Here is a 24,095-nt window from a genome sequence, read left to right as displayed (position 1 = left end):
CATATGTAGTCAAGTCAACCTGTGGTGTATCAAAACCTGTTTACAAGGAGTGTGGAATGGTCATGCCTATTCAATTTGCCGCGTTCGGCAGCAGTCAACAACCCGCTGAACTAAGTGATGGTGATTATCTTTGTCTACAAAGCCTGCAGCTTGACACATCATCCACACAACGCAAAACAACCGGTAAACAGCTGCAGACGCTGACTGCAATCCCAGGCGAGCAACTTGTGCGGCTGACGCTGGCGAACCCTGTGGGGCAGGAGCTGAAGTTGTGGTTACATCCTGATAACGCCAGAGCTTTACTCCTGAGTCAGCAGCAAAGTGCGTTGGAGCAATCGGATGTTGTGCAAATACCAGCACAGGCGCAATGGCGCGTCGAGACCGGTCAGTCGCAACGCAGTTTGTTGGGAGACGTGTTTTTTAAGTCGCTGGAACTGTTCGGATTACCGACTAAAAAAGAGTTAGCTGAGCTGACAGCACTGAAAGTAGGACAACTGCTGGATGGGCAGGTCAAAGAGGGGGTGTATCGACTAACCAAACAGGCGATCCCATCTTTGAAGTTGCAGCAGCCGGTGAGGGTGGATGCGGTACCTGATCCGGTATTGGTGCTGATCCATGGAACATTTGTTGATACAGCTTCCAGTTTTGGGTATTGGTGGAATGGCCGCGTGCAACTGGCTGATGAGCTGTTTAAAACTTACAAGGAACAGGTCTATGCACTGGATCACGCGACCGTGCTGCGAAGTCCGCTGCAAAATGCATTGACGCTGGTTGAGGCGTTACCGAATAACACCGTCTTGCATTTAGTCACCCATTCACGTGGTGGACTGGTTGCTGAATGTCTGGTTCGCGCCTGTCAGCCCCTGACGAAGACGGATTTGGTGTTGTTCAAAGAACCGGCGTATCAACAGCACCTCGTCGATGTGCAGCAGCTCGTTGCAGTAGTCCACGCCAAAAATATTAGGGTTGAGCGGGTGGTACGAGCAGCTTGTCCGGCACATGGCACTTTGTTGGCGTCAGATCGGCTCGACAGTTATTTAAGTGTTCTGATTTGGTTGTTGGAGCAAAGCAAGATACCGGTAGCGTCTGAACTGCTGGATTTTGTTAAAGCGGTCGCCCGCGAGCGCACCGATCCAAAAGCATTGGCTGGCATTGAAGCAATGCGCTATGACAGTCCTGTAATCAAATGGTTAAACAGCCCAGTAGAGCCTGCTATCGAGAGTCAGTTGCGGGTGATTGCAGGTGATATTGCCGCAGATTCGCTGTTCTCCTGGATAAAAGTGTTGTTAGCCGATAGTTTTTATCGCACCGACAATGATTTGGTGGTGCAAACCAGCGCCATGTATGGCGGCGTGCAACGCAGCGACGCGCGGTTTTTGTTAGAGCGTGGCAGCAAAACCAATCACTTTAACTATTTTGCCAATCTCAGCACGGCCAACTCCATGCTGGAGGCGCTGACAAAAGCAAATCCGCTGGGGTTTGCGCAGATTGGGCCAATGTCCCAAAAAGGCTTGGATGTGTCGGGCAGCCGCGGATATTACCCAAATATCCTGCCGCCGAATACGATAGGGAGCAAAGATAAACCTTTGGTTCTGGTATTGCCTGGCATCACCGGCAGTCACCTCAGGCGGGGGACGCAACGTGAATGGCTGGCTATTCATCGGGCTTTTGGGTTGCTGGACAGTATCAAGATAGATACGCCTGATATTGAACCGGATGGTTTAATCGAAACTTATTATCAGAATTTAGTTGAGCAGCTAGCTGAACACTTTGAAGTGTTGTCTTTTGCATTTGACTGGCGCTTATCATTAAAAGACAGTGCTGCGAGACTGGCTGCAGTCTTGCAACAACAACTAAGCTATCGCAGCTCACAGCCAATTCATTTGGTGGCGCATTCGATGGGGTCACAGGTGTTTCGGGTATTACAGCTGGAACACAATGCGATCTGGCAGCAATGGTTGCAGCGAACTGATACCCGGGTTGTGTTGCTGGGGCCGCCAAATCAGGGGTCTTGGACACCTTTGATGATGCTAACGGGTGATGATGTCATGGCCAAGTTGTTAAGCGGACTAGCTGGCGACTTCGATACTTTGCATACCCGACAGCAAATCTGTGGCTTTCAGGGCTTACTGGAGATGCAGGCCGGTATGCTGGATCGCCATTATCCGCTGTCAGCATTAAGCAATTGGCAACGGCTGGCTGATTTGGACAAACAATTGGCTGAACTGCGTAACCCCTGGTTCAGTCGTGTTTCGAAAGCGCATATCTGGGCAACACCCACTCAGCGTATGCTCGATGACATTCTGCAGTTACGTGTTAGGTTGGATGCTCAGTATCCGGAACTACAAAAATTCAAAGATAAAATCAGTATTATTCTGGGGAGCAGCGACGAAACGCCTTGTGGGGTGACACATGATCCGCAACGCGGGGTTGAGTTCGAGTTTACTAAAGCCGGAGATGGTCGGGTAACCTGGGACAATGCCATAATCGAAGATATTCCGTGCTGGCTGAGTAAAGCAGAGCATGGTGATTTAGCAAAAGATAAAGAGGTTATAACTGCCTGTCTGAACATACTCGCGAAACAACCCGTGAGTCAAGGCAGGGGCTTGACGCCGTTCTCCCGACAACAACGGGGAGAATTTCAACCTGAGCAGGTCGTGTGGCGTCAAGCGCGACTGCCAGGTTTGACTGATTCTGCATTACACCTGATGGCCAACACCGATAGTCTGGCTTTGGCGCTGTCTCGCTCTGTATTTACTCTGCCCCGAGCGGGTTCCGAGTTACCGCCATTGCAGCTGGAAGTTCACAATGGCGATCTGCGATTTATTGGTCACCCACTTTTGCTCGGGCATCAGATATCACTTGAACTGACCGGTTCAGAATATGTGGTGAACCAGCTGCTGGGCGGTGATTTGATGCGATCGCTTAGAAGTGGTGTCTATCCAGCACTGCCAGGTCAGTTCCAGGTATTTCATAACCGACAAGTCAACAGCAATGATCCGCTTGCATTTCCTAAACCTCGCGCTGCTATTGTCGTCGGACTGGGCGATGAAGGCGATCTGACGCCCGCTGAGATCCAGCAATCCGTTTACGCTGGTGTTGTTGGTTACTGCCTGCAGGTGGATGGCCCGGCACAGGGCATCGTGCTGGCTGCGACCACCCTTGGTAGTGGCGGTATTCTGACCGTCAGCCAGTCAGTCGAAGCGCTGGTGCAGGGGGTGTTGAACGCGAATCAGAAACTGACTCAGTTAACGGGTTCTTGTACGCGGGCTGCCAGCTGGATAGCCAAATTAGTCATCGTGGAACAGTTCCATAATCGAGCGCTGGAAGCCTGGCATAAGTTGCATTCTTGCCAAACGCTGAGCAGGTCGATGACGATCGAGCTTTCGTCACACTTGGCAGAAGGACAGGGCGCTGTATCCAAACCAGTCGATGGCCATTATCGCGGGGCAAAATATGACTTGATTCGGATTACAGAACGGTCGATCGATAGTGAATATTTAACGCTAGAGTTTGCCCTATTTACCCGACGAGCCCGTTCGGAAATTTATTTTAAAAAGTTACAGAAAGGTCAAATCAAGGAACTACTGAAAAATGCGCAAGCGATTGGGTCATTTGACCGTGAATTAGCACGAACTTTATTTCAGCTGATTTTCCCGCACGAGCTGAAAGCGGCACTGCGAACAGCTGGTGATGTGGTGCTGGAGCTGGATGAAAAAACCGCCTGCTACCCGTGGGAAATGCTGGATGATCGTGATGAGCAGCAATGGCAGGCCGCTGAAAAAACCTGGGCACTGGCCGGAGAGGGCGCGTTGTTACGCAAATTTCGGACTGCTTCGTTTCGGCGCCAGCCTGAGGCCGCCGTGAGTAGTGCTGTTCTGGTGATTGGTGAACCGATTAGTAATGCAGCGCCACTGCCGGGAGCTGTTGCTGAAGCCAGACAAGTGGCAGCGTTATTTAAATCTTCAGTGAAGTTGCTGTTGCACAGCAGTAGTACCGAGGTGTTTAAAGCGACGCTGGCCGGCGAGTGGCAAATTATCCACCTGGCCGGCCATGGTGTCTATCAGCCTGCAGGACCAACCTCTACCGGCAAAGCGGGTTTAGTGCTGGAAAATGGCATTGTCTTCGGACCAGCGGAGTTTGAAAGTATGGAAACCGTGCCTGAGCTGGTTTTTGTGAACTGCTGTGAGCTCGGGAAAATTGATGGTGATCAGCCGTCATCTTTTCCTGATTTTGCCGCCAACATTGCTGAGCAGTTGCTCAGAAATGGCGTGCGTTGTGTGGTGGCTGCAGGATGGGCAGTCGGAGACCATGCCGCTTTACAGTTCGCCACTGCATTTTACGATGCATTAACTGGTGGTATGCCCTTTGGTACAGCAGTGCAGTTGGGGCGGCAGGCGGCATTTGCCGCTGACAGAACGGGAAATACCTGGTCAGCGTATCAGTGTTATGGTGAACCGGGTTGGCGGTTAAGTGCAAATACGAAAACGACTCAGCCGCTTGCTGAGCAAGTGATGGCTAGTGCTACTGAATTGCTAGTGGCGTTAGAAATGCTTAAAACCGGCGCGATGGCGGCAGAGTTGTCCCGTAAGGATGAATTAAGAACAGAATTAAACCGGTTGTTAAGGCAACAACCGCAAGAATGGCTGCATCAGGGACGAATTGCAGAAGCTATTGGTCAGGTCTGGTTGAAACTTGGTGAAAAAGATCAGGCTTTTCACTGGTACACACAGGCAGTGCATGCCCCGGATGGCAGTGCAGGTTTTGCCGCCTACGAGCAGCAATTAAACCTTGATGCCAGGCTGAACGAAGACAATGAAATAACATTGTTGCAAGTTGTTAAACAGCTAATCGCTTTTCTGACTGTTGCGGAGACCTCTGAGCGTTGGTGTCTGCTTGGTTCTGCTTACAAGCGCTTAGTGATGAAGGCTAATCCTGATGCCGATGCGAAAAACGAGGCAATCTATCTTAGCAAGATGATTAAAGCCTACCGTCGTGGTGCTGAATTGCCATGTAATAATCCCTATTACCCTCTGTGGAATGAATATTTGGCCCGCTTACGCTTATTTTGGCTGGGTAAGCTGAAAGAAAGCGAGTTGCCCAATTCAGCTGATTGGCAACAATTAGAGTTCATATTGCAAGAGGCTGCCTCTCACTCACCCGATTTCTGGAATCACATAGGGCAAATCGAATTACGTATCTGCCAAGCATTGGTGTCAAATAATCTCAGTGAGCAGATTACGGATATTATTCGTCAGTTGACAGCTCTACAGCTGGTTGTTAATAACACTATGTATTGGCAGTCGGTCTATGATACGGCCACCTTTGTATTGCCACATTATCATGCAAAAACTGAGTTAGCTGATGAACAGCAGGCAGCGATCCGCTTACAACTTCTACTAAAACAGTTGAGCGAATAACCTTGCGAGGCAAACAATGGCAGAGTATCTGGCGCGCGTTAGTTGGGAAAGTGTGTTGCGCTTTAAAGATTATTGGCAGCAGTCATCTAAGGCGTCTGGGCCGGTGTCATTAAGTGATCAATATGGTTCGGATCAGCCGGTCCTGCAAAAACTCAGGTATGCCGATGGTCTGTGGTTGTTCATCGCACCTGAATTTGGCAAAGGCGCAAATCGCCGGATCCTGCCGCCTTCGATACTGGGACGAATTGAAATTACTCATCAAAGGCTTCCGTCCTCTGATATCGTGTTAGCTGATGGAGCTCCCGCCTGCTGTTGCCCGGCAGCGCTTCCCTCCCAAATCGATATCTCACGCGGATTTAAGTTCTGGCGGGGCGGTGTGCCAGGGCCTGCTATGCCTATCCATAATGCATTTTCGCTGTTTAAAATTCTGACTTTTGTCGGTGAAAAAACAAAGATAGACCCGAATTGCGCGGGGTGTCGGGCTAGCAAAGTGCCTCAGCAAGGGCCTTATGGTCACCTGATGTTACACTTTCAGGCTATCCGACAGTTATCAGTCTACGGTGCAAATCAGCTGTTCATGCTACAAGACAAAATGGTACAGAAAAAAACTGTATTCTTCAGCCATTGCCACCGCTCTGCGGCTCCTTTAGTTGAGGCTGTAGCTAATTTGTTGGAGCCGGAAGCGCTGTGTTGGTGGGACACTAAGGTGATGCCGCAAAACCGTTGGTACAATGCCAATTTGCTGTTAGATATGCTCAGTGATGGTATTCGGCAGGCGAGAATATTTATCGCCTTTGTGACACCAGATTATTTTGATTCACAATGGGCTCGAGTTGAATGGGACAAAGCGCAGCAAACCCCAGGTTTATTAGTGCTGGCTGTAATGCTGGGGGGGACAACTCCCGAATCTGTAAAACGAGTGATTCAGGCTCAGCTAGGAACAGATGCACCTAAAATTAGCGATTTTATCCGGCAGTATTTTTAAAAGATAGAAAGTTAGGACTTAACCGATATACAGCTACTCACACAGGAAATTTTACGCGCTCATATAGCGGAAAATTAATAAAAGATTGGTAGTTGGTGTTTGGGGGTAAGTAACATTGTCGCTGAGCGGGGGAAGAAAATGCAAATCTCTGGATTTTTAGTAAATTATATAATACGGCTATAAACGTAACTATTTAAAGGTCTGCGCCCCAGCGTGGAACAGTGAAATTATAAATTCCGATCCTTAACCGTTCCGAAAAATGTTTTTTCAAGATGAAAAATCATAAAGTAGAGGTCAAGGCATTGATAAATGGTGGCCCCACCTGGACTTGAACCAGGGACCGATCGATTATGAGTCGAGCGCTCTAACCAACTGAGCTATAGGGCCGTGTTTGATGCAGTTGCGAATGCACTATGCAATAAAACGCAGGCAGTATAAGAATTTTTCGGACTGTTGTCACTTGCTGTTGCAGGCTTTCCTTCGCTAATTGCTGGTTTTTTAGACGCTTAGCTATTGAGGGGAAGCTTTAGGGCTGTGTATTTGTCTAAAAACTGCAGCTGTCAGCAAGTCAGCTGTCACTGAAAAGTGCGCGTGGTGTTTGCAACACATCATTCAGCGATGGAAGTAAAAAAGCGCCCGCAGGCGCTTTTAAAAACTTCCGTTCAACTAAACAACCACTACTCGTCGAGGAAGCTTTTTAATACTTCTGAGCGGGAAGGGTGACGCAACTTGCGCAGCGCTTTGGCTTCGATTTGACGGATCCGCTCACGCGTTACGTCAAATTGTTTGCCCACTTCTTCCAACGTGTGGTCGGTATTCATATCGATACCAAACCGCATCCGCAGTACCTTGGCTTCGCGGGCGGTGAGGCCTGCCAGCACTTCATTGGTGGCTGCTTTTAAGCTTTCCATGGTGGCTGAATCCAGCGGCGATTCTGAACCACTGTCTTCGATAAAATCGCCTAAATGCGAATCTTCGTCATCGCCAATCGGTGTTTCCATCGAAATTGGCTCTTTGGCGATTTTCAGCACTTTGCGGATCTTATCTTCCGGCATGCCCATGCGCTCAGATAATTCTTCCGGCGACGGTTCACGCCCCATCTCCTGCAGCATCTGCCGTGAAATCCGGTTCAGCTTGTTGATGGTTTCAATCATGTGCACCGGAATACGGATGGTGCGTGCCTGGTCGGCGATTGAACGGGTGATAGCCTGACGGATCCACCAGGTGGCGTAAGTTGAGAACTTATAACCACGACGGTATTCAAATTTATCTACGGCTTTCATCAGACCGATGTTGCCTTCCTGAATTAAATCAAGGAATTGCAGACCGCGGTTGGTGTATTTTTTCGCAATCGAAATTACCAGACGTAAGTTGGCTTCTACCATCTCTTTCTTGGCGCGGCGAGCTTTAGCTTCACCAATCGACATCCGGCGGTTAATGTCTTTGATTTTGAAAATCGACAGGCCGGTTTCTTCTTCAATTTTGCGCAGTTTATCGGTCGAACGCACCAGATCGTCGCGCATTTCTCCCAGTTTTGGAGAATATGGCTTGTTGGCGGCGATTTCGGTATCGATCCAGGCGCTGCTGTTTTCGTTACCGGTAAATGCTTTTAAGAAGTTTTTCTTTGGCATTTTCGCGTATTCAACACAGTTTTTCATCACGATGCGTTCCTGGACGCGCACGCGGTCCATCATTTCACGCATGTTTTTGACTAAACGGTCAAATTGCTTTGGTACTAACCGGAAACAGCGGAATACTTCACTCAGCTTTTCGATTTCAGCTTTGGTAGTCGCATGTTCGCGGCCATTGCTGGTAATTGAATTGCGGGTTACTTCGTATTGGGTACGCAGTTCACCGAATTTGATTTTGGCAACTTCCGGATCCGGGCCGGTATCGGCTTCTTCCGTTTCGCCATCTTCTTCTTCGTCGTCACCGGTTAAATTAGTATCTTCATCAGCTAATTCTTCTTCCGGCACGTCTGAACCGATATGCGTTGCTGTTGGCGCGATATCGTCGACTTCGTTCGGGTCAATAAAAGCAGAAACGATATCGCTTAAGCGAATCTCTTCAGCTTCAAATTTGTCCCATTGTTCAAGCAGATAGGTAATTGCTTCCGGGTATTCAGCGACCGAAGTCTGAACCTGATTGATCCCTTCTTCAATACGCTTGGCGATGTCAATTTCGCCTTCACGGGTTAACAGTTCAACTGTACCCATTTCGCGCATATACATCCGGACTGGATCGGTGGTGCGACCCAGTTCTTTATCAACACTCACCAAAGCCTGTGCGGCTTCTTCGGCGGCGTCTTCATCCGGTGCCGCGTCAGACATAATCAAGTCGTCAGCGTCAGGTGCGGTTTCAAACACCTGAATACCCATGTCGTTAATCATGCGGATGATATCTTCGATCTGATCAGAGTCGATGATATCTTGTGGAAGGTGATCGTTTACTTCGGCAAAAGTTAAATAACCTTGCTCTTTACCTTTTAAGATAAGGAGTTTTAATTGCGACTGAGGATTATGCTCCATAGAGGCTGTTCTTCCACCCAAATATGTTAAATTTCAAAAATGCGAATGAGCGAGTATAACAAAGCGCGGCTTTTCTAGCCAGCAACCTGAGCTCATCTGCAGTTATTTGCTCTTGAATGCCTTCAACAGCATGGCGTATTCGTGTCGTTCGGCCACCGATAATTTACTTAATTGGTCCTTGCGTTGTAATGATTCAAGGCGCTGCTGTAAATATTGGTCTTCGATCGAACGAAACGTATCTAAAAACTCCTGAGTTAATTGCTCTTCTGCGACCTGATGATCCCATAAAGCTAATTTGCTCAGAATGTTGTACTCCGGTAACTCCCGCCAGTATTCCAGCAGCTGGGCTGTGGTTAACTGTGGTTTTTCTATTAAATGCTGTTGAATTGCCAGCAACAAAGCGACGCCGGGTAAATTCGCCTGCGCTAGTTCCGGCGCATGCGGCATCACTTTTGCCAGCTGCGGGTATTGCAACAACAAAGCCACGGCCCGACGCATCGGTGTGATTTTGCTGGTGGTTACCGGCGTGGTGCTGGTTTTGGCATTACTGCTTTTTGGTTGCTGATTGCGGTTTCTGCCAACCAGATTGGCTAGCTTCTCCAGCAATAATTCACGGTAAAATTCACTGGGGATCGTCGCAATCAGCTCATTTGCTTTGACCCACAAACCGGATTTCCCGGCATCGCTGGATACATCCAGCTCTTGCAGCAGATGATCAAACAGATAATTGCTTAACGGTACTGCCTGATCGAGCCGGGCTAAAAAGGCTGCTTTGCCTTCTTTTTGTACCAGTGAATCCGGATCTTCGCCGTCAGGCAAAAATACAAAATTAAGTTCGACGCCGTCTTTTAATTGCGGCAATGCGCTTTGCAGTGCCCGCCAGGCGGCATCACGACCAGCACGGTCACCGTCGTAACAACAAATCACTTTGCGACAAAACCTGAACATGGTTTGCATATGGTCTGAAGTGGTTGCAGTGCCGAGACAAGCCACGGCAAAGGCGATTCCTTGTTCGGATAACGCCACCACGTCCATATACCCCTCGACCACTAACAGCCGTTCCAGCCGGTCCTGTTGTTGTCGGGCTTCATACAGGCCGTAAAGTTCCCGGCCTTTATGGAACAATCTTGTTTCCGGCGAGTTCAGATATTTTGGGGTACCGTCACCCAAAACCCTGCCGCCAAAACCAATCACCCGCCCGCGTTTATCGCGGATAGGGAACATAATGCGGTCGCGGAAAAAATCATATTCGCGGCCATTTTCATTACGATTGGTCAGCTTTAATTCAAACAGCTGATCGCGGGAAACTTTGTTGGCGCCGAGTTGTTTCAGCAGCAAGTCCCAGCTATCAGGGGCATAACCAATACCGTATTTTTCGATAGTCACAGCCGATAAGCCACGTTTGGCAACATAGGCCGCTGCATGTGAATGCTGACTTAATTGTTGCTGATAGCTCTGCGCTGCTTTTTGCATTTGACTATAGTCATCAGCCGTACCCTGCACATAAGTTTTTGCTTTATGGCCGGCTTCACGCGGCACTTCAACGTGGTGAATTTTTGCAAGCTCTTCAATGGCTTCCACAAATTCGAGTTGTTCAAACGCCATCATAAAACTAATGGCATTGCCATGAGCGCCACAGCCAAAACAGTGATAGAACTGTTTGTCAGCACTCACAGTAAAAGAAGGCGATTTTTCGCTATGGAAAGGGCAACAAGCGGTATAGTTTTTACCGGCTTTTTTTAACGGCACCCGTAAATCAATCAGTTCGACGATGTCTGTACGCGCTAACAAATCATCGATAAAGGGTCTTGGGATTTGTCCTGCCACCTTTTTCCTTTTGCTTAAAAATGCTCATTTCAGAAAAAGACAAACCGTGCGCAAAGGCACGGTGTGCAGTTTAACAGCTATTACTATGGTTACAGCCGATCAGTTCAGTCGGTTTTTCACCAGAGCACTTAACGCGCCCATATCGGTGCGACCCTGAACCTGAGGCTTTAACCAGGCCATGACTTTCGCCATGTCCTGCATTGAGCTGGCTGCTGTTGCTGCAATCGCCTGCGTCAGCATATCGTCCAACTCAGCCTGAGTTAAGGCTTGCGGTAAAAACTGCTCAATGATCGCGATTTCAGATAGCTCAATTTCTGCTAAATCAGCTCTGCCGCCGGCAGTATACTGAGTCGCAGATTCTTTGCGTTGTTTGGCCATTTTGGTCAAAATTGCAAGGATATTGGCATCGTCAGGTTGCATCTGATGGTCGATCTGACGTTGTTTAACTTCAGCCAGTGCCATCCGGATGGTACTAAGACGCAATTTGTCTTTGGCACGCATTGCGTCTTTTTGTGCTTCCTGAAGTTGCTCGAGCAGAGCCATCTGAGGAATGCGGTCTTAGTAAAGCTTGATACGACGAGCGTTTTCGCGAGAAAGCTTTTTCATGTGGCGCTTAACAGCAGCAGCTTTCTTACGTTTACGAACCCAAGTTGGCTTCTCGAAGAATTCTTTTGCACGTACATCAGCCAATACGCCTGCTTTTTCGCATGAACGTTTGAAACGACGTAACGCTACGTCAAATGGTTCGTTTTCTTTAACTTTAACAACAGGCATTAAAATCTCACCTCGGTTTATCTGGATACCGCGTTCTGGTCAGCGGCTAACCAATACGTTTAAATTTGGTGCGGCATTTTACTCAAAAGCCACGCCTAAAGTAAAGCACTTATATGCTTTGCTGGCTCTGTGCGTTGGATCCCGTTACAATTCGCGGCTTAGCGCCGGGTAGTGAGGGGGAAAAATGCGGGTTTTAGGTATCGAAACGTCCTGTGACGAGACCGGAATTGCCATATATGATGGCGAAAAAGGTCTGTTAAGTCACGTGTTGTATTCACAGATTGCTATACATGCTGACTATGGTGGGGTAGTGCCGGAACTGGCGTCACGTGATCATATCCGCAAGACTTTGCCTCTGATTAAACAAGCTCTACAGGAAGCCGGAGTCAGCGCTGACAGTATTGATGGCGTGGCTTACACTGCTGGTCCTGGTTTGTCTGGCGCATTATTAGTGGGTGCTTCGATTGGCCGGAGTCTGGCGATGGCCTGGGACAAACCGGCGCTTGCGGTGCATCATATGGAAGGGCATTTATTGGCGCCGATGCTTGAAGCAAATCCACCGCAATTTCCTTTTATTGCCTTGTTAGTATCGGGTGGGCATACCCAGTTAGTGCGGGTAGATGGCATCGGCCAGTATCAGCTCTTGGGTGAATCTGTAGATGATGCTGCAGGCGAAGCCTTTGATAAAACAGCTAAATTGATGGGGCTGGAATATCCGGGCGGGCCTTTGCTGGCCAAACTTGCGACGCAAGGCGATGCTAAAAAATACAAATTCCCACGCCCGATGACTGACAGGCCCGGCCTTGATTTTAGCTTCAGCGGCTTGAAAACTGCGGCTTCAAATGTGATCGCTGCCGAAGGCAATAGCCCGCAAGTGCAGGCTGATATTGCCGCGTCTTTTCAACAAGCTGTTGTGGATACATTGGTGTTTAAGTGTCAGCGTGCGCTCAATGAAACCGGGCTAAAACGATTGGTTGTGGCCGGCGGCGTCAGTGCCAATACCTCATTGCGCGAACAGCTGCAGCTGCTGCTCAGTAAAATGAAAGGTGAAGTGTTTTATCCGCGCAAAGAGTTCTGCACTGATAATGGCGCCATGATCGCATTTGCCGGATATCAGCGTCTTAATGCGGGCCAGCAGCAAGATTTGAGTATTGGCGTGACGCCACGCTGGCCGATGACGGAATTACCTGCGCTTTAAGATGCTTTACCTGCAAAATAAAAATCCCGCGTTATGCGGGATTTTTTATACGTTCATTGAAGTTAGCTGCTAAATCCTGGCTTTTCGCCCGACAAATGCCCGCGCAATATCGGCCCAGTCTGGCTCTTTGCCGTACATACGGATGCCCAATGCAAACACCCGGCTGGCTGCGGTTTTAAACCACCATAAGCAACCGATCAACAACGCCAGCGCCAGTGCCCATTCCCACATTGGTACTGCTGAGTTGGCCATTCGCAGCGGCATTGCCGCAAATGAAGTCAGCGGGAACAGACTTAAAATCTGCATCATCAAGCCCTCAGCATTGTCCATCACACTAAAAGCCAGACCCAAAGGCGCGGCGGGCAGAAACATCATAATGCTACGGCTGGAGTGATTTGGGTCATCAATAGTTGCAGCAAACCCAGCCATAAAACTATTGACCAGCAACAGGCCTAATCCGACAAATAACAAAGCACTGAACACTTCAAAACCGGTCATTGGGATACTTTGCATTGGTTTGTTTTCAATGAGCCGGAACGCCTGGATCACCAGAAAGAAAAACAAACCGCTGGTCAGCATTGATTTTAAGCAAAACAATGAAATCCCGAGAATTTTACCGTCCATCCACTGCTGCGGTGTTAACAGCGTCAGCAACTGTTCGGTGACCCGGTTTTGTTTTTCTGTGGTGATGGCAGTGAACATAAAACCAAAACCGGAAAATACGCCAAGAGCCAGTAAAAACAGCAAACCGGCGCTGACCAGTTTCTGGCCTTTGTCATCTTTGGCACCGGTATCAGCTTTCAGCAGTTGTACTTTGATATCAGGCAGTTTTGCGATGAGCTGCTGTTGTTCAGCACTCAATGGCAAGGCGTTAATTAAGCGCTGTTGTTGCCATTTTTGCACCGTGGTTTTCAGTTTGTCCTGCCAGCTGGCTTTTTCTTCCGCCAACAACTGTACCGGCGTAACGGTGGTATCAATCACCGCATCCCAGACTTCGCCTACACCTGCTTCTACGTCGGCTTTTTTATCAATAGGCAATAACTGAAATTTAAAACCATTCAGTTCCGGCACGCTGCCAGCGGCTGCCAGAACTGCAACGTTATAATCCTTATCCAGCGCATTCTTTAGCACCGGCCACAGACTGGATAAAGTAAAAATTAACAGCATCAGACCAATGCCGATTAGCTCTTGTTTCCATTTAAAATATCGTTTGAATTCAAAAATTGCGATGGTCCAGATTTTCATGCGACAGCTCCTTCGTTGCTTGGCGATACTGCACTTTCAGGTGTCAGGTTGTGATGCTGCACTGCGGCAAGATATAAATCATGCAAACTGGGTTGTTGCCTGCTGAAATCAGCCAACGCACCGAGCTGACTGAGTTGCTGAAGCAGTTGATTCACGGAGACATGCTCACGTAATTCCAGTAAAAATTGCTGCGGCGCCTGCATGTGCCACAGCCGGATGCTGGAACAAAGGTCAAGCTGGCTAGTGTCAATTGCATCTGCAAAAGTCACACTGTAACTGACCTTTGGATCCAGTTGCTGCGTCACCTGTTGCAGATTGCCTTGCGCCACCACCTGACCTTTGTTCAGCAACATCATCTGATCGGCCAGACGTTCAACTAATGCCATCTGGTGGGCACTGAGTAACACCGTGGTGCCTTTAGCTTTGAGCTCGGCCAAAATAGTCAGCACATGTTCCTGATTAATTGGATCAAGCCCGGAGAAGGGTTCGTCCAGAATCAGTAATGCTGGTTGGTGCATCAGACAGCTAATCAGCTGCACTTTTTGCTGGTTACCCTTGGATAGTTTCGACAGGTTTTCTTTGCGTTTATCAAGTAAATCAAGTCGTTGTAACCAATGATCCAGCTGTTCGGTAATTTGATGCTTACTCAATCCGCGCAGTTGGCCGATGTACTGCAGGTTTTCCACCACGGTTTTATCCAGATATAAACCCCGATCTTCCGGTAGATAACCAAAACAACCATCCGGTAAGGTGCTGTAATGCTGGCCTGCCAGGGTCACGCGAATATGCCCCTGATCAGGTAACGTCAATCCGACCAACATTCGGATCAACGATGATTTGCCAGCGCCATTCGGGCCCAGCAATGCAAAAATCTGCCCCCCGGGGATGGTAAAACTTAAATCCTGTACCGCCTGCACTGTGCCGTAGGTTTTGGCAACGTGCGACACTTCGATATTCAACATAACAACTCCATTTCATGCGAACTAATGTGCTGGAGCATACCTTTGGTGATTTGTTGATGTGAACATTTATTTGCATTTCTGCTGCAAAACGGGGAGGAGCGGCTGATTTCGACTGTTGAGTGGTTTGTTGCCTGGCGCTTGCGGTGTTGTGTATAGCGTCCTCTGCCAAAGTCCATGCATTCGGATCTGGTTTTCAGTAGAATGCAGCGGCTTTATCGGGTTGCCTACCGATTTCATTTGCCGGAGGCAGTGTTTGTAAAAAAGGGTTATACATGCTGCTGATGATCGACAATTATGATTCGTTTACTTACAACCTGGTGCAATATTTTGCTGAGCTGGGGCAGCAGGTTGTGGTGCGGCGTAATGACGACATTTCTCTTGTGGAAATAGCGCAACTGGCGCCGGAATTTCTGGTGATTTCGCCAGGTCCATGCAGCCCGGATCAAGCAGGAATATCAATGGCTGCGATCCGCACTTTTGCCGGGATAATTCCTATTTTGGGGGTCTGTCTGGGGCATCAGGCGCTGGCACAGGCGTTTGGTGGCAAAGTGCAACGGGCTAAACAAGTGATGCACGGTAAAAACTCGCTGATCCGCCATACCGGTCAATCGGTGTTTCAGGGGCTGAATAACCCACTTAGTGTGACTCGATATCATTCGTTGGTGGTGGACAAAGATCAGTTACCCGCCGATTTTGAAATCACTGCCTGGACCGAGCATGCGGATGGCAGCATCGACGAAATTATGGGGCTGGCGCATCAAACTTTACCGCTGCATGGGGTGCAATTTCACCCGGAGGCGATATTAACGGAACAAGGTCACCAGTTATTAGCTAATTTTTTAACATTAGCAGCCCTTGCGAGGCCTACTGCGGTTGACAGCTGAACGACCAAATCGCACACTGCCTTAGCAGAAGAATTTGGAATAATGTGTAGCATGTCGATTGCAGTGGTATTACAGCAACGGTTTTTTGACTGTATGCTTGAAGTCCGTCCAGAACAAACCCGGTTTGGCGTCAAGGCCGGTCAACGAAAAGTGCAACAACCCGACACCAAACGCACCTTGCTTGCTATCGAGCAACAAGCGCAGCAAAATCGCCAGGCGGGTGTTGCGGCCAAACAGCAGTTTCTCGAATTCACTCAGGCCCATTTACACGACCAGGTGGCCGAAGATTTGTTTCTGAAGCTTGGCAAATTCGAAACCATTGCCAGTACCGTGTTTAGTCTGGCTGACGGGTTTCCGCCGGTGTTGGATGCGCTGAGTGCCAGAGCCGTGACTTTAAGTCAGTTAGAAGCGCTGATCAGTAAAGTAGATTGGTTAAAAGAAGACATTCTGAAGCTGGTCAATCAGCCGAATTACCGCAAAAAAACCTCATCTGGCAATTACGTCAAAGAATTAAAAACTGCTTTGGGCATGGTCGGTATCGAATCGTTAAAACAAATAGTCCCGGTATTTGGCTTAAAACGTTGTCTGCCACATTCGACCGATCCGTTTACCGGCTTTAAAACCAACATTTGGGAATATAGCCTGGCCGTCGCTATTGCTTCGCAGCGCCTGGCTGAAGAAACCGGCGACAATCAGTTTGTGGCTTTTTGTGCTGGTTTGTTTAACAGCCTCGGTTATTTTGTGGTAACCCGCACTTATTTAAGAACTTACCAGCAAACCAAACAAACCGCCTTGTTACAAGCACGGGATGCCCGTGACACGGTGCTGACCGATGCGTTGGACAGCCTTAATGCCGATGCCAGTTTTCTGACCAGTTGTTTCCAGGAATTTGCCGCTATTATCAGCGCCGATTTAGTCTCAAAATGGCAACTGAAACGGATCCCGCTGTGTAATACGCTGGACCAACTGGCCGAAGGCGTTACTTTTCAGGGCGCCAATCAGCTGACCCGATTGTTACATCAGGCGGAGTATTTCGCCCAATCGCAGACGCTTCGAAAAGCCAAATTGCTGTCCGATGCTGAAGATCAGCAATGGCGGCATGAAGTGCAATTACGCGAAGATTATCTGCATATTTTGCAAAATACCCGGCTCGATAAGCTCGATTTAGAATAATCTGCAATTTTTTTTCCGATATTCATGCAACTGGTCATAGGCTATTCCTAAGCTCCATGGCGGGTTGCATGCCTGATCTGCTGGCGTTATCAGCCAATTTGAGCACACTGCTTAGTTATTCATTGCTTCTGCAAATCTATCTGCAGCCCTTGATTTTCTTGGGTTTCACCGATTTTCGCTCAAGACTTTCAATTTTTATTCTGTAATAATAAATGCCAATCTGCACAAAAAAACATCGGCTGGAGTGCGTCCGGCCGCCGACTGGTGCGTCGCCCGACCACCCGGTTCAGTTGCCTGAGGAGAACAGAATGTCTGAACAATTTGCTGTCAATCGTGCGTTATTCGATGAAGTTATGGTACCCAATTATGCTCCGGCCAATCTGATTCCGGTGCGCGGGCAGGGTTCACGCGTTTGGGATCAAAACGATCGTGAATATATCGATTTTGCCGGCGGCATTGCGGTGAACTGTTTAGGTCACTGCCATCCGGCACTGGTAAATGCCTTAACCACCCAAGCTAACAAGCTGTGGCATTTAAGTAATGTGATGACCAACGAGCCGGCACTTCGCTTAGCGAAAAAACTGGTCGACAGTACTTTTGCTGAAAAAGTTTACTTTGCCAATTCTGGCGCTGAAGCTAACGAAGGCGCGCTGAAACTGGCACGCCGTTATGCGCTTGATGTGTATGGCGAACATAAACAAGACATTATTTCCTTTGGTAAAAGTTTCCACGGCCGTACTTTCTTTACCGTGACGGTCGGCGGTCAAGCAGCCTATTCTGACGGTTTTGGACCAAAACCAGGTGCCATTCACCACGCTGAATACAACAATCTTGAAAGCCTGAAAGCCCTTATTTCTGCCAACACCTGCGCGGTGATTATGGAACCCATTCAGGGCGAAGGCGGTATTATTCCGGCGACGGCTGAATTTATTCAGGGTGTGCGCGAGCTTTGCGACCAGCACCAGGCGCTGCTGATATTTGATGAAGTCCAAACCGGTGTTGGCCGCACCGGCCAGTTATACGCCTACATGCAATACGGTGTGGTGCCGGATATTCTGACCAGCGCCAAATCGTTAGGCGGCGGTTTCCCGATTGGCGCCATGCTGACTACCACCGCTATTGCGGCGCATTTAAAAGTGGGCACCCATGGTTCAACCTACGGTGGCAATCCACTGGGTTGTGCTGTTGCTGAAGCTGCGCTCGATACCATTAACACGCCGGAAGTATTGGCCGGTGTGACGCATAAAGAGCAGTTATTCCGTCAGGAGCTTGCAAAGATTAATGCTAAATATGACGTGTTCAGCGCTGTACGCGGCCAGGGCATGTTGCTTGGCGCTGCGCTCAGTGAGAAATTCAAAGGCCGCTCGCGTGATTTCCTGCTGGCCAGCGCCGAACTTGGTTTATTTGTGCTGATGGCTGGTACCGATGTGGTGCGTTTTGCGCCAAGTCTGGTGATCCCGGATGCAGATATTCTCGAAGGCATGGCCCGCTTTGAACAGGCTGTGGCCAAAGTGGTGAATGGCTAAGGTCTAAGCACCGGAACCCCGGTGCGAGGATTTAGTCATAACCAACAATAACTAAAAAAACGAAGCAAATAACGAAGCAATTAAAATGGCGGGCCTGAAGCACCCGCCGCAACTCTGGAGTAAGCGACGATGATGGTGATTCGCCCAATCCGCGCCGACGATTATCCTGCCTTATACGATATGGCAGTCGAGTCCGGCCACGGTTTTACCTCTTTGCCGGTCAACGATGAATTGTTGCAGCGCAAAATTAATCGATCTGAAGATTCTTTTGCCAAAGAAGTCAGCAAACCAGGCGACGAAGGGTATCTGTTTGTATTGGAAGATACCGAAACCGGTTTTATTTGTGGCACCAGCGCCATTGAAGCGGCGGTGGGCCTGGATGATGCGTTTTATCATTATCATCTGGGTAAAGTGGTGCATACCTCAAGGGCGCTTGGTGTCTATAACACCGTTGATATTCTGACCTTGTGTAACGATTACACTGGCGCAACTGAGCTCTGTACTTTGTTCCTGCGCGAGCAACGCCGGTTAAAGCACAATGGTAAGTTACTGTCGCGGTTCCGGTTTTTGTTTATGGCGGAATTTCGCGAGCGGTTTTCTGACCGGGTGATTGCCGAAATGCGTGGAGTGTCCGATGAAGTGGGCAATTCGCCATTCTGGCAATGGCTGGAAGAGCATTTCTTTTCGGTCGATTTCCCGACCGCTGATTACCTGACTGGCATTGGTCAAAAGGTGTTTATCGCCGAATTGATGCCGAAATATCCGATTTACGTCAGTTTGTTAAGTAAAGAAGCTCAGGCGGTGATTGGTCAGGTGCACGCCAAAACCAAACCAGCCTTGGCGCTATTGCAATCTGAAGGTTTTTCGACCACTGGTTATGTCGATATTTTTGATGCCGGGCCAACGGTTGAAGCCAAGCTGGAACATATCAGAACAGCACGCAACAGCCGCCGTTTGCAGGTGCGGGTGGCGGATGTTAGTGGCGGCCAGCCCTATTTGATTTGTAACTGCGATCGGCAAAATTTCCGTGCCAGTTGGACGCATTTGCATGTCAGTGAAACCAGTGAAGAAGTAAATTTGCCGCCGGATCTGGCCGCTGCGCTGCTGCTGCAGGACGGTGACTGGGTACGCCTGGCGCGGCTGTAAGCTTCGGCTTTTAAATTTTGCCTGTTTAAGCTTCACGTTTTTAAGTTTCGCTGATGCAACATCAATAAATTCAGGACTTTCAGATGACAACTCATTTTATCAATGGCCAGTGGCAACTAGGTCAGGGCGCACTGTTTACTTCGGTTGACCCGGCAAAAAACCGGGTGATTTGGCAAGGTCAGGCCGCTGACGAGCAGCAAGTGGATGCGGCTTTTAAGGCAGCACGGCAGGCGTTCGAAGCCTGGGCTGACCTTGGGTTTGCAGCTCGTGCTGATATCGCCAAAGCTTTTGCCGCCCAACTCACTGAGCACAAAGAAGCGCTGGCGCTGACTATTGCCGAAGATACCGGCAAGCCGTTGTGGGAAACCCGCACCGAAGTGGCGGCGATGATTGGCAAAATTGATATTTCGATTCGGGCTTATCAGGAACGCACCGGCGAAAAAGAAAACCCGATGCCCCAAGGCCGCGCTTTTATCCGTCACAAACCGCATGGTGTGGTGGCGGTATTTGGTCCTTATAATTTCCCGGGGCATTTACCCAATGGCCATATAGTTCCGGCGCTGTTGGCGGGCAATACCCTGGTATTTAAACCCAGTGAGCTGACGCCTAAAGTGGCCGAAGCTACCGTAAAATTATGGCAGGCCGCAGGTTTACCTGCAGGCGTGCTGAATCTGGTGCAAGGCGAAGTGGCAACCGGCAAAGCCGTTGCTGCGCATCCCGAACTGGACGGGTTATTTTTTACCGGCAGTTCGCGCACCGGGCACTTTTTGCATCAGCAATTTTCTGGTCGGCCGGATAAAATTCTGGCACTGGAAATGGGCGGCAATAATCCGTTGATTGTGACTGAAGTCGCCAACATTGACGCCGCAGTGCACGACATTATTCAATCGGCGTTTATTTCGGCCGGTCAGCGTTGCACCTGTGCCCGTCGTTTGTACTTGCCTGCCAACAGCGAAGGCGATGCCATTCTGGCGCGCTTGCTGGAAGTCAGCCGCCAGTTGACTGTAGGTTTATACGACGCCGCTGAGCAGCCGTTTATCGGCGCGATGATTTCCAATAAAGTCGCGCTTGGCATGTTGGCGGTGCAGCAGCAGTTGGTGGCGCAAGGCGGCAAATTATTACTGCCGATGCAATTATTGGTTGAAGGTACGGCGCTGCTGACGCCAGGCATTATCGACTGTAGCAACGCCGCAGCCTTACCAGATGAAGAACATTTTGGGCCTTTACTCAAGGTGTTCCGTTTTGCTGATTTTGATGCTGCGATAGTTGCCGCGAATCAGACCAGTTTTGGTTTGTCTGCCGGGCTGTTGTCTGACAACGCAGCCTTGTATCAGAAATTTTTCCGTCGCATTCGCGCCGGGATCGTCAACTGGAACCGGCCTATTACCGGCGCTAGTTCGGCAGCACCTTTTGGTGGCATCGGTGGTAGTGGCAATCACCGCGCCAGCGCTTATTATGCGGCCGATTATTGCGCTTATCCGGTGGCTTCGGTGGAAATGCCCACACTGGAATTGCCAGCGCAGTTGTCGCCAGGGATCCGTTTGTAACAGCGCAATACGCACTTTCGCTAATATTCAACGCGCCAAATGCATTTAAACAGCACCAGGCGCGTTTTTTATAGCAATGCAGATAATTATTTTCAGACAAAGCTTTACCCTGCTTCCTGTTCTGTGGCAGATTTGACTACCTTCTGGTTATAACGGTTTTTGGTTTTTACCATGGTTACTGACAAACCCGGCTACGAGCACCTGATCCAGTTTTTAACGGAGCACCTGGCGTTATTCGAACAGGCCGGTACCCAGACCCGCGATAACAAAACGCTGGGCGTGATTATTGAAGAGCGGATTGCCGAGCAGATTATTCAGCTCTGTACCCAGCACACCGAGCTTGAAACGATTCACCGCAGTCAGATTATCCGCGAAGTGGACGGCATCATGTACGACTTCCAGGAAGTGCTGGCATCAGTGCTGAACCGGCCCGCCACTGCTGAGCAGATCGAATTGATTAACGAAGTGGCGTTACTGATCAAAAACCTGTTTGATACCGCTATTGCCCATCTGATGGACTAAACCTTTGTCCAAACCGCCCGCCTGACATGCACGTTGTCGGCGGGAACCTACTGCAATACCTTTTTAGGTCTATCCTCAGGCCGGCATTTTTAATAGAATGCCTGCCTACATTTTTGCCAATTTAGGCAATTTCTCGAAATTTCTGGGAGCATTCTGATGGCAGGCGATAACCAACTTCACGCAACGGTATCCTGGGCTGGCGACAGCAGTTTTATTGGCCGCTCCGGCAGCGGGCATGCGGTGATGTTCGATTCGAACAAAGACGAAGGTGTTGCTCCAACGCCAATGGAAACCCTGCTGATGGCTGCTGGCGCCTGTTCATCGGTCGACGTGGTCAGCATTTTACAAAAAGCTAAACAGCAAGTGACCGATTGCCGGGTGGTGCTTACTGGTGATCGGGTTGACACTGTGCCGCGCGTATTCAGTAAAATTCATCTACATTTTGAAGTAACCGGCTTTGATGTCAGTGAAAAGCATGTGGAACGGGCGGTGAATTTGTCAGCGGAGAAATACTGTTCAGTGTCGATTATGCTGCAACAGGCGATGACCGTGACGCATTCGTTCAGCGTACATGCCTCAGAAATAAAACCTGTAGGCTAATAAGTTCCAACGTTATTTTTGATGATAAGAAACTGCCCGTACCTTGCAGGAACAGGGCAGTGGAGAGCGTATACCGTGGTAAAACCTTTTGAAAAATTGAAGCTGCATGGCTTTAACAATTTAACCAAAAGCTTAAGTTTCAGCATTTATGATATTTGTTACGCGCCGACCGAGCAGCATCGACAGGAATATATTTCGTATATTGATGAGCAATATAACGCTGACCGCCTGACTGATATTCTAAGCGAAGTGGTTGATATCATTGGCGCGAATATTTTAAACGTGGCGCGGCAGGATTATGATCCACAAGGTGCCAGCGTAACAATTTTGGTCTGTGAAGAGCCGATTGATAATCCAGGCGCGGCCAATCAGCCAACGGCCGAACAACCTGGCCCGTTGCCGGATGCGATTGTTGCTCACCTCGATAAAAGTCATATTTGTGTGCACACCTACCCGGAACACCATCCGCATGGCGGCATCTGTACTTTCAGAGCCGATATTGAAGTCTCGACCTGCGGCGTGATTTCACCGCTTAAAGCGTTGAATTTCCTGATCCATAGTTTTGAATCGGATATCGTCACCATCGATTACCGGGTGCGTGGTTTTACCCGTGATGTGCATGGGGTGAAGCATTATATCGACCATCCTATTCATTCCATTCAGAATTTTATGGATGAACAGACCAAAAATGCCTTTCAGATGGTCGACGTCAACGTCTATCAGGAGAATTTGTTTCATACCAAGATGATGCTGAAAGACTTTGATTTGAATAACTATTTGTTCGGTTCCGGCGGCAATTCGCTGAGCCCGCAAGAACAAAAAGACATCAGCAAAAAAGTAAAACGGGAAATTCGCGAGATATTCTACGGGCGCAACCTGCCAGAGCTGGATTAACGCTTTACTGCGGGTGTGTCGGGCGGGCCTTTCAGTTCAACGGTATTGCCCATTGGATCCTGAATGTAGAGGGAAGGTCCAAAACCGTCGGCGCCATATCGAACGGCGCTGGCGGAAACCTGAATGCCTTGTTCGATGAAAAAAGCGGTCAGTGCTACTGCATCGTACGGTGCAATCCGCAAACAAAAATGCGCCAGATTATGGCTTTCAACACCTGGGGCTGCACCGCCTTGTTGTCCTAACTCTCCATCCACGCTAATTAAATCTATCAGTTGTTCCCCGGCACGGAACTGATACAAACCCAATTCCGGCAAGCTGCGCTCCAGGGTGCAGCCTAGCAGTTGGTAAAATGCCTGCATCGGTGGCAATGACGTACAACGCAAAACGATATGATCAAGGTGCAGTAACTGGAACAGCATGGCAAATCCCTCTTGTTGCTGTGGAGCTGATGCCGGCTGGCGTAACAATCTTAATCTGCAGTTGCTGGCTGCAACAATTCCAGCCAGCGCTCTGGTTCAGCCAGAATAAACAGAAACTCGCGGCTATCGGCCATTGTGATGCGGATAGCTTCGGTCATCATCGGAATAAAACCACCACCTTTGCCAGATGCTACTTCTACTTTGCTGATGTCATTGCGTTTGAGGTGATAAGGGCCTAAGCCGTATGCCTGATTAAATGGCGCAAAATGTAGTTCTATGGCGCTAACGCTCAGGTAACCGTCACAATGAGCGGCGCCCTGTTGTGCGGTTGCCAGCACTTTTTTCTGGACCTGCTGTTCGGTGAGGCTACTGATCATCGGATTTTCCTTGTTGTTCAGTTGAACCAGGTTTTTTACTGAAATTCAGTCCTCAATGTAAACCAGGA

19 protein-coding genes and 1 tRNA gene are annotated in these 24,095 nt (G+C 49.1%); 11 read left to right on the top strand and 9 right to left on the bottom strand.

Going from position 1 to position 24,095, the window contains the following annotated elements:
• The first annotated feature begins 56 nt into the window (after positions 1-56).
• Together A5320_RS04910 and A5320_RS04905 are read left to right on the top strand one after the other, a co-directional pair.
• Complete coding sequence (locus A5320_RS04910; protein WP_068061692.1) at positions 57-5,420, top strand: CHAT domain-containing protein; 5,364 nt, start codon at positions 57-59, stop codon at positions 5,418-5,420.
• 16 nt (positions 5,421-5,436) lie between these two features.
• Positions 5,437-6,405 (top strand): toll/interleukin-1 receptor domain-containing protein, encoded by a 969-nt coding sequence (locus tag A5320_RS04905; protein ID WP_068061689.1) that lies wholly within the window; start codon positions 5,437-5,439, stop codon positions 6,403-6,405.
• Positions 6,406-6,715: 310 nt separating this feature from the next.
• Here A5320_RS04905 and A5320_RS04900 read toward each other — a convergent pair.
• From A5320_RS04900 to rpsU, 5 genes are all read right to left on the bottom strand, one after another.
• Positions 6,716-6,792, bottom strand: a tRNA-Ile gene (locus tag A5320_RS04900).
• Positions 6,793-7,082: 290 nt separating this feature from the next.
• Positions 7,083-8,933 carry an RNA polymerase sigma factor RpoD gene (gene rpoD, locus A5320_RS04895; RefSeq protein ID WP_068061686.1) on the bottom strand — a complete coding sequence of 617 codons (1,851 nt, stop codon included), beginning with the start codon at positions 8,931-8,933 and terminating at the stop codon, positions 7,083-7,085.
• A gap of 102 nt (positions 8,934-9,035) precedes the next feature.
• Positions 9,036-10,760, bottom strand: a complete 1,725-nt coding sequence (gene dnaG / locus A5320_RS04890) for a DNA primase (RefSeq protein ID WP_068061683.1) — start codon at positions 10,758-10,760, stop codon at positions 9,036-9,038.
• Between the two features lie 99 nt (positions 10,761-10,859).
• Positions 10,860-11,303: a GatB/YqeY domain-containing protein gene (locus A5320_RS04885; protein ID WP_068061680.1), complete on the bottom strand. Its 444-nt coding sequence runs from the start codon at positions 11,301-11,303 to the stop codon at positions 10,860-10,862.
• A gap of 15 nt (positions 11,304-11,318) precedes the next feature.
• Positions 11,319-11,534, bottom strand: a complete 216-nt coding sequence (rpsU, locus tag A5320_RS04880) for a 30S ribosomal protein S21 (protein ID WP_031567241.1) — start codon at positions 11,532-11,534, stop codon at positions 11,319-11,321.
• A gap of 184 nt (positions 11,535-11,718) precedes the next feature.
• Between rpsU and tsaD the strand changes: the two genes are divergently transcribed.
• Positions 11,719-12,732 carry a tRNA (adenosine(37)-N6)-threonylcarbamoyltransferase complex transferase subunit TsaD gene (gene tsaD, locus A5320_RS04875; protein WP_068061677.1) on the top strand — a complete coding sequence of 338 codons (1,014 nt, stop codon included), beginning with the start codon at positions 11,719-11,721 and terminating at the stop codon, positions 12,730-12,732.
• A gap of 69 nt (positions 12,733-12,801) precedes the next feature.
• Here the strand turns inward: tsaD and A5320_RS04870 are convergent, their stop codons facing one another.
• Both A5320_RS04870 and A5320_RS04865 read right to left on the bottom strand, forming a co-directional pair.
• Positions 12,802-13,977: an ABC transporter permease gene (locus A5320_RS04870; RefSeq protein ID WP_068061674.1), complete on the bottom strand. Its 1,176-nt coding sequence runs from the start codon at positions 13,975-13,977 to the stop codon at positions 12,802-12,804.
• Complete coding sequence (locus tag A5320_RS04865; RefSeq protein WP_197489975.1) at positions 13,974-14,939, bottom strand: ABC transporter ATP-binding protein; 966 nt, start codon at positions 14,937-14,939, stop codon at positions 13,974-13,976. The genes A5320_RS04870 and A5320_RS04865 overlap by 4 nt, the downstream gene beginning before the upstream one ends.
• 272 nt (positions 14,940-15,211) lie before the next feature.
• Between A5320_RS04865 and A5320_RS04860 the strand changes: the two genes are divergently transcribed.
• The 8 genes from A5320_RS04860 to speD all read left to right on the top strand — a co-directional run bounded on the left by A5320_RS04860 (position 15,212) and on the right by speD (position 23,231).
• Positions 15,212-15,823, top strand: a complete 612-nt coding sequence (locus A5320_RS04860) for an anthranilate synthase component II (RefSeq protein WP_068061671.1) — start codon at positions 15,212-15,214, stop codon at positions 15,821-15,823.
• A gap of 51 nt (positions 15,824-15,874) precedes the next feature.
• On the top strand, positions 15,875-16,996 hold the full coding sequence (locus tag A5320_RS04855; RefSeq protein ID WP_068061669.1) for an HDOD domain-containing protein: 1,122 nt from the start codon (positions 15,875-15,877) through the stop codon (positions 16,994-16,996).
• Positions 16,997-17,304: 308 nt separating this feature from the next.
• The gene (locus tag A5320_RS04850; RefSeq protein ID WP_068061667.1) at positions 17,305-18,522 is read left to right on the top strand and encodes an aspartate aminotransferase family protein; all 1,218 of its coding nucleotides are present in this window, start codon (positions 17,305-17,307) and stop codon (positions 18,520-18,522) included.
• Positions 18,523-18,651: 129 nt separating this feature from the next.
• Entirely contained in the window at positions 18,652-19,668 is a 1,017-nt protein-coding gene (gene astA / locus A5320_RS04845) for an arginine N-succinyltransferase (protein WP_068061665.1), read from the top strand.
• An 83-nt stretch (positions 19,669-19,751) separates the two neighbouring features.
• Positions 19,752-21,215, top strand: coding sequence for a succinylglutamate-semialdehyde dehydrogenase (gene astD / locus A5320_RS04840; RefSeq protein WP_068061662.1), 1,464 nt, complete (start codon positions 19,752-19,754; stop codon positions 21,213-21,215).
• A 171-nt stretch (positions 21,216-21,386) separates the two neighbouring features.
• Positions 21,387-21,737: a DUF3802 family protein gene (locus A5320_RS04835; RefSeq protein WP_068061659.1), complete on the top strand. Its 351-nt coding sequence runs from the start codon at positions 21,387-21,389 to the stop codon at positions 21,735-21,737.
• Positions 21,738-21,893: 156 nt separating this feature from the next.
• Positions 21,894-22,337 carry an OsmC family protein gene (locus tag A5320_RS04830; RefSeq protein WP_068061656.1) on the top strand — a complete coding sequence of 148 codons (444 nt, stop codon included), beginning with the start codon at positions 21,894-21,896 and terminating at the stop codon, positions 22,335-22,337.
• Positions 22,338-22,412: 75 nt separating this feature from the next.
• Positions 22,413-23,231 carry an adenosylmethionine decarboxylase gene (speD, locus tag A5320_RS04825; protein ID WP_068061653.1) on the top strand — a complete coding sequence of 273 codons (819 nt, stop codon included), beginning with the start codon at positions 22,413-22,415 and terminating at the stop codon, positions 23,229-23,231.
• Here speD and A5320_RS04820 read toward each other — a convergent pair.
• Positions 23,228-23,650 (bottom strand): VOC family protein, encoded by a 423-nt coding sequence (locus tag A5320_RS04820; RefSeq protein WP_231916653.1) that lies wholly within the window; start codon positions 23,648-23,650, stop codon positions 23,228-23,230. The two genes, speD and A5320_RS04820, sit on opposite strands and share 4 nt — an antisense overlap.
• Before the next feature lie 50 nt (positions 23,651-23,700).
• Positions 23,701-24,027: a hypothetical protein gene (locus A5320_RS04815; RefSeq protein WP_068061650.1), complete on the bottom strand. Its 327-nt coding sequence runs from the start codon at positions 24,025-24,027 to the stop codon at positions 23,701-23,703.
• Between the last annotated feature and the right edge of the window lie 68 nt (positions 24,028-24,095).

The sequence above is a fragment of the Rheinheimera sp. SA_1 genome, from assembly GCF_001669775.1.
GTDB lineage: Bacteria > Pseudomonadota > Gammaproteobacteria > Enterobacterales > Alteromonadaceae > Pararheinheimera.
The sequence above is the reverse complement of the archived record's forward strand: the minus strand, read 5'-3'. Positions and strand labels throughout refer to the sequence as shown.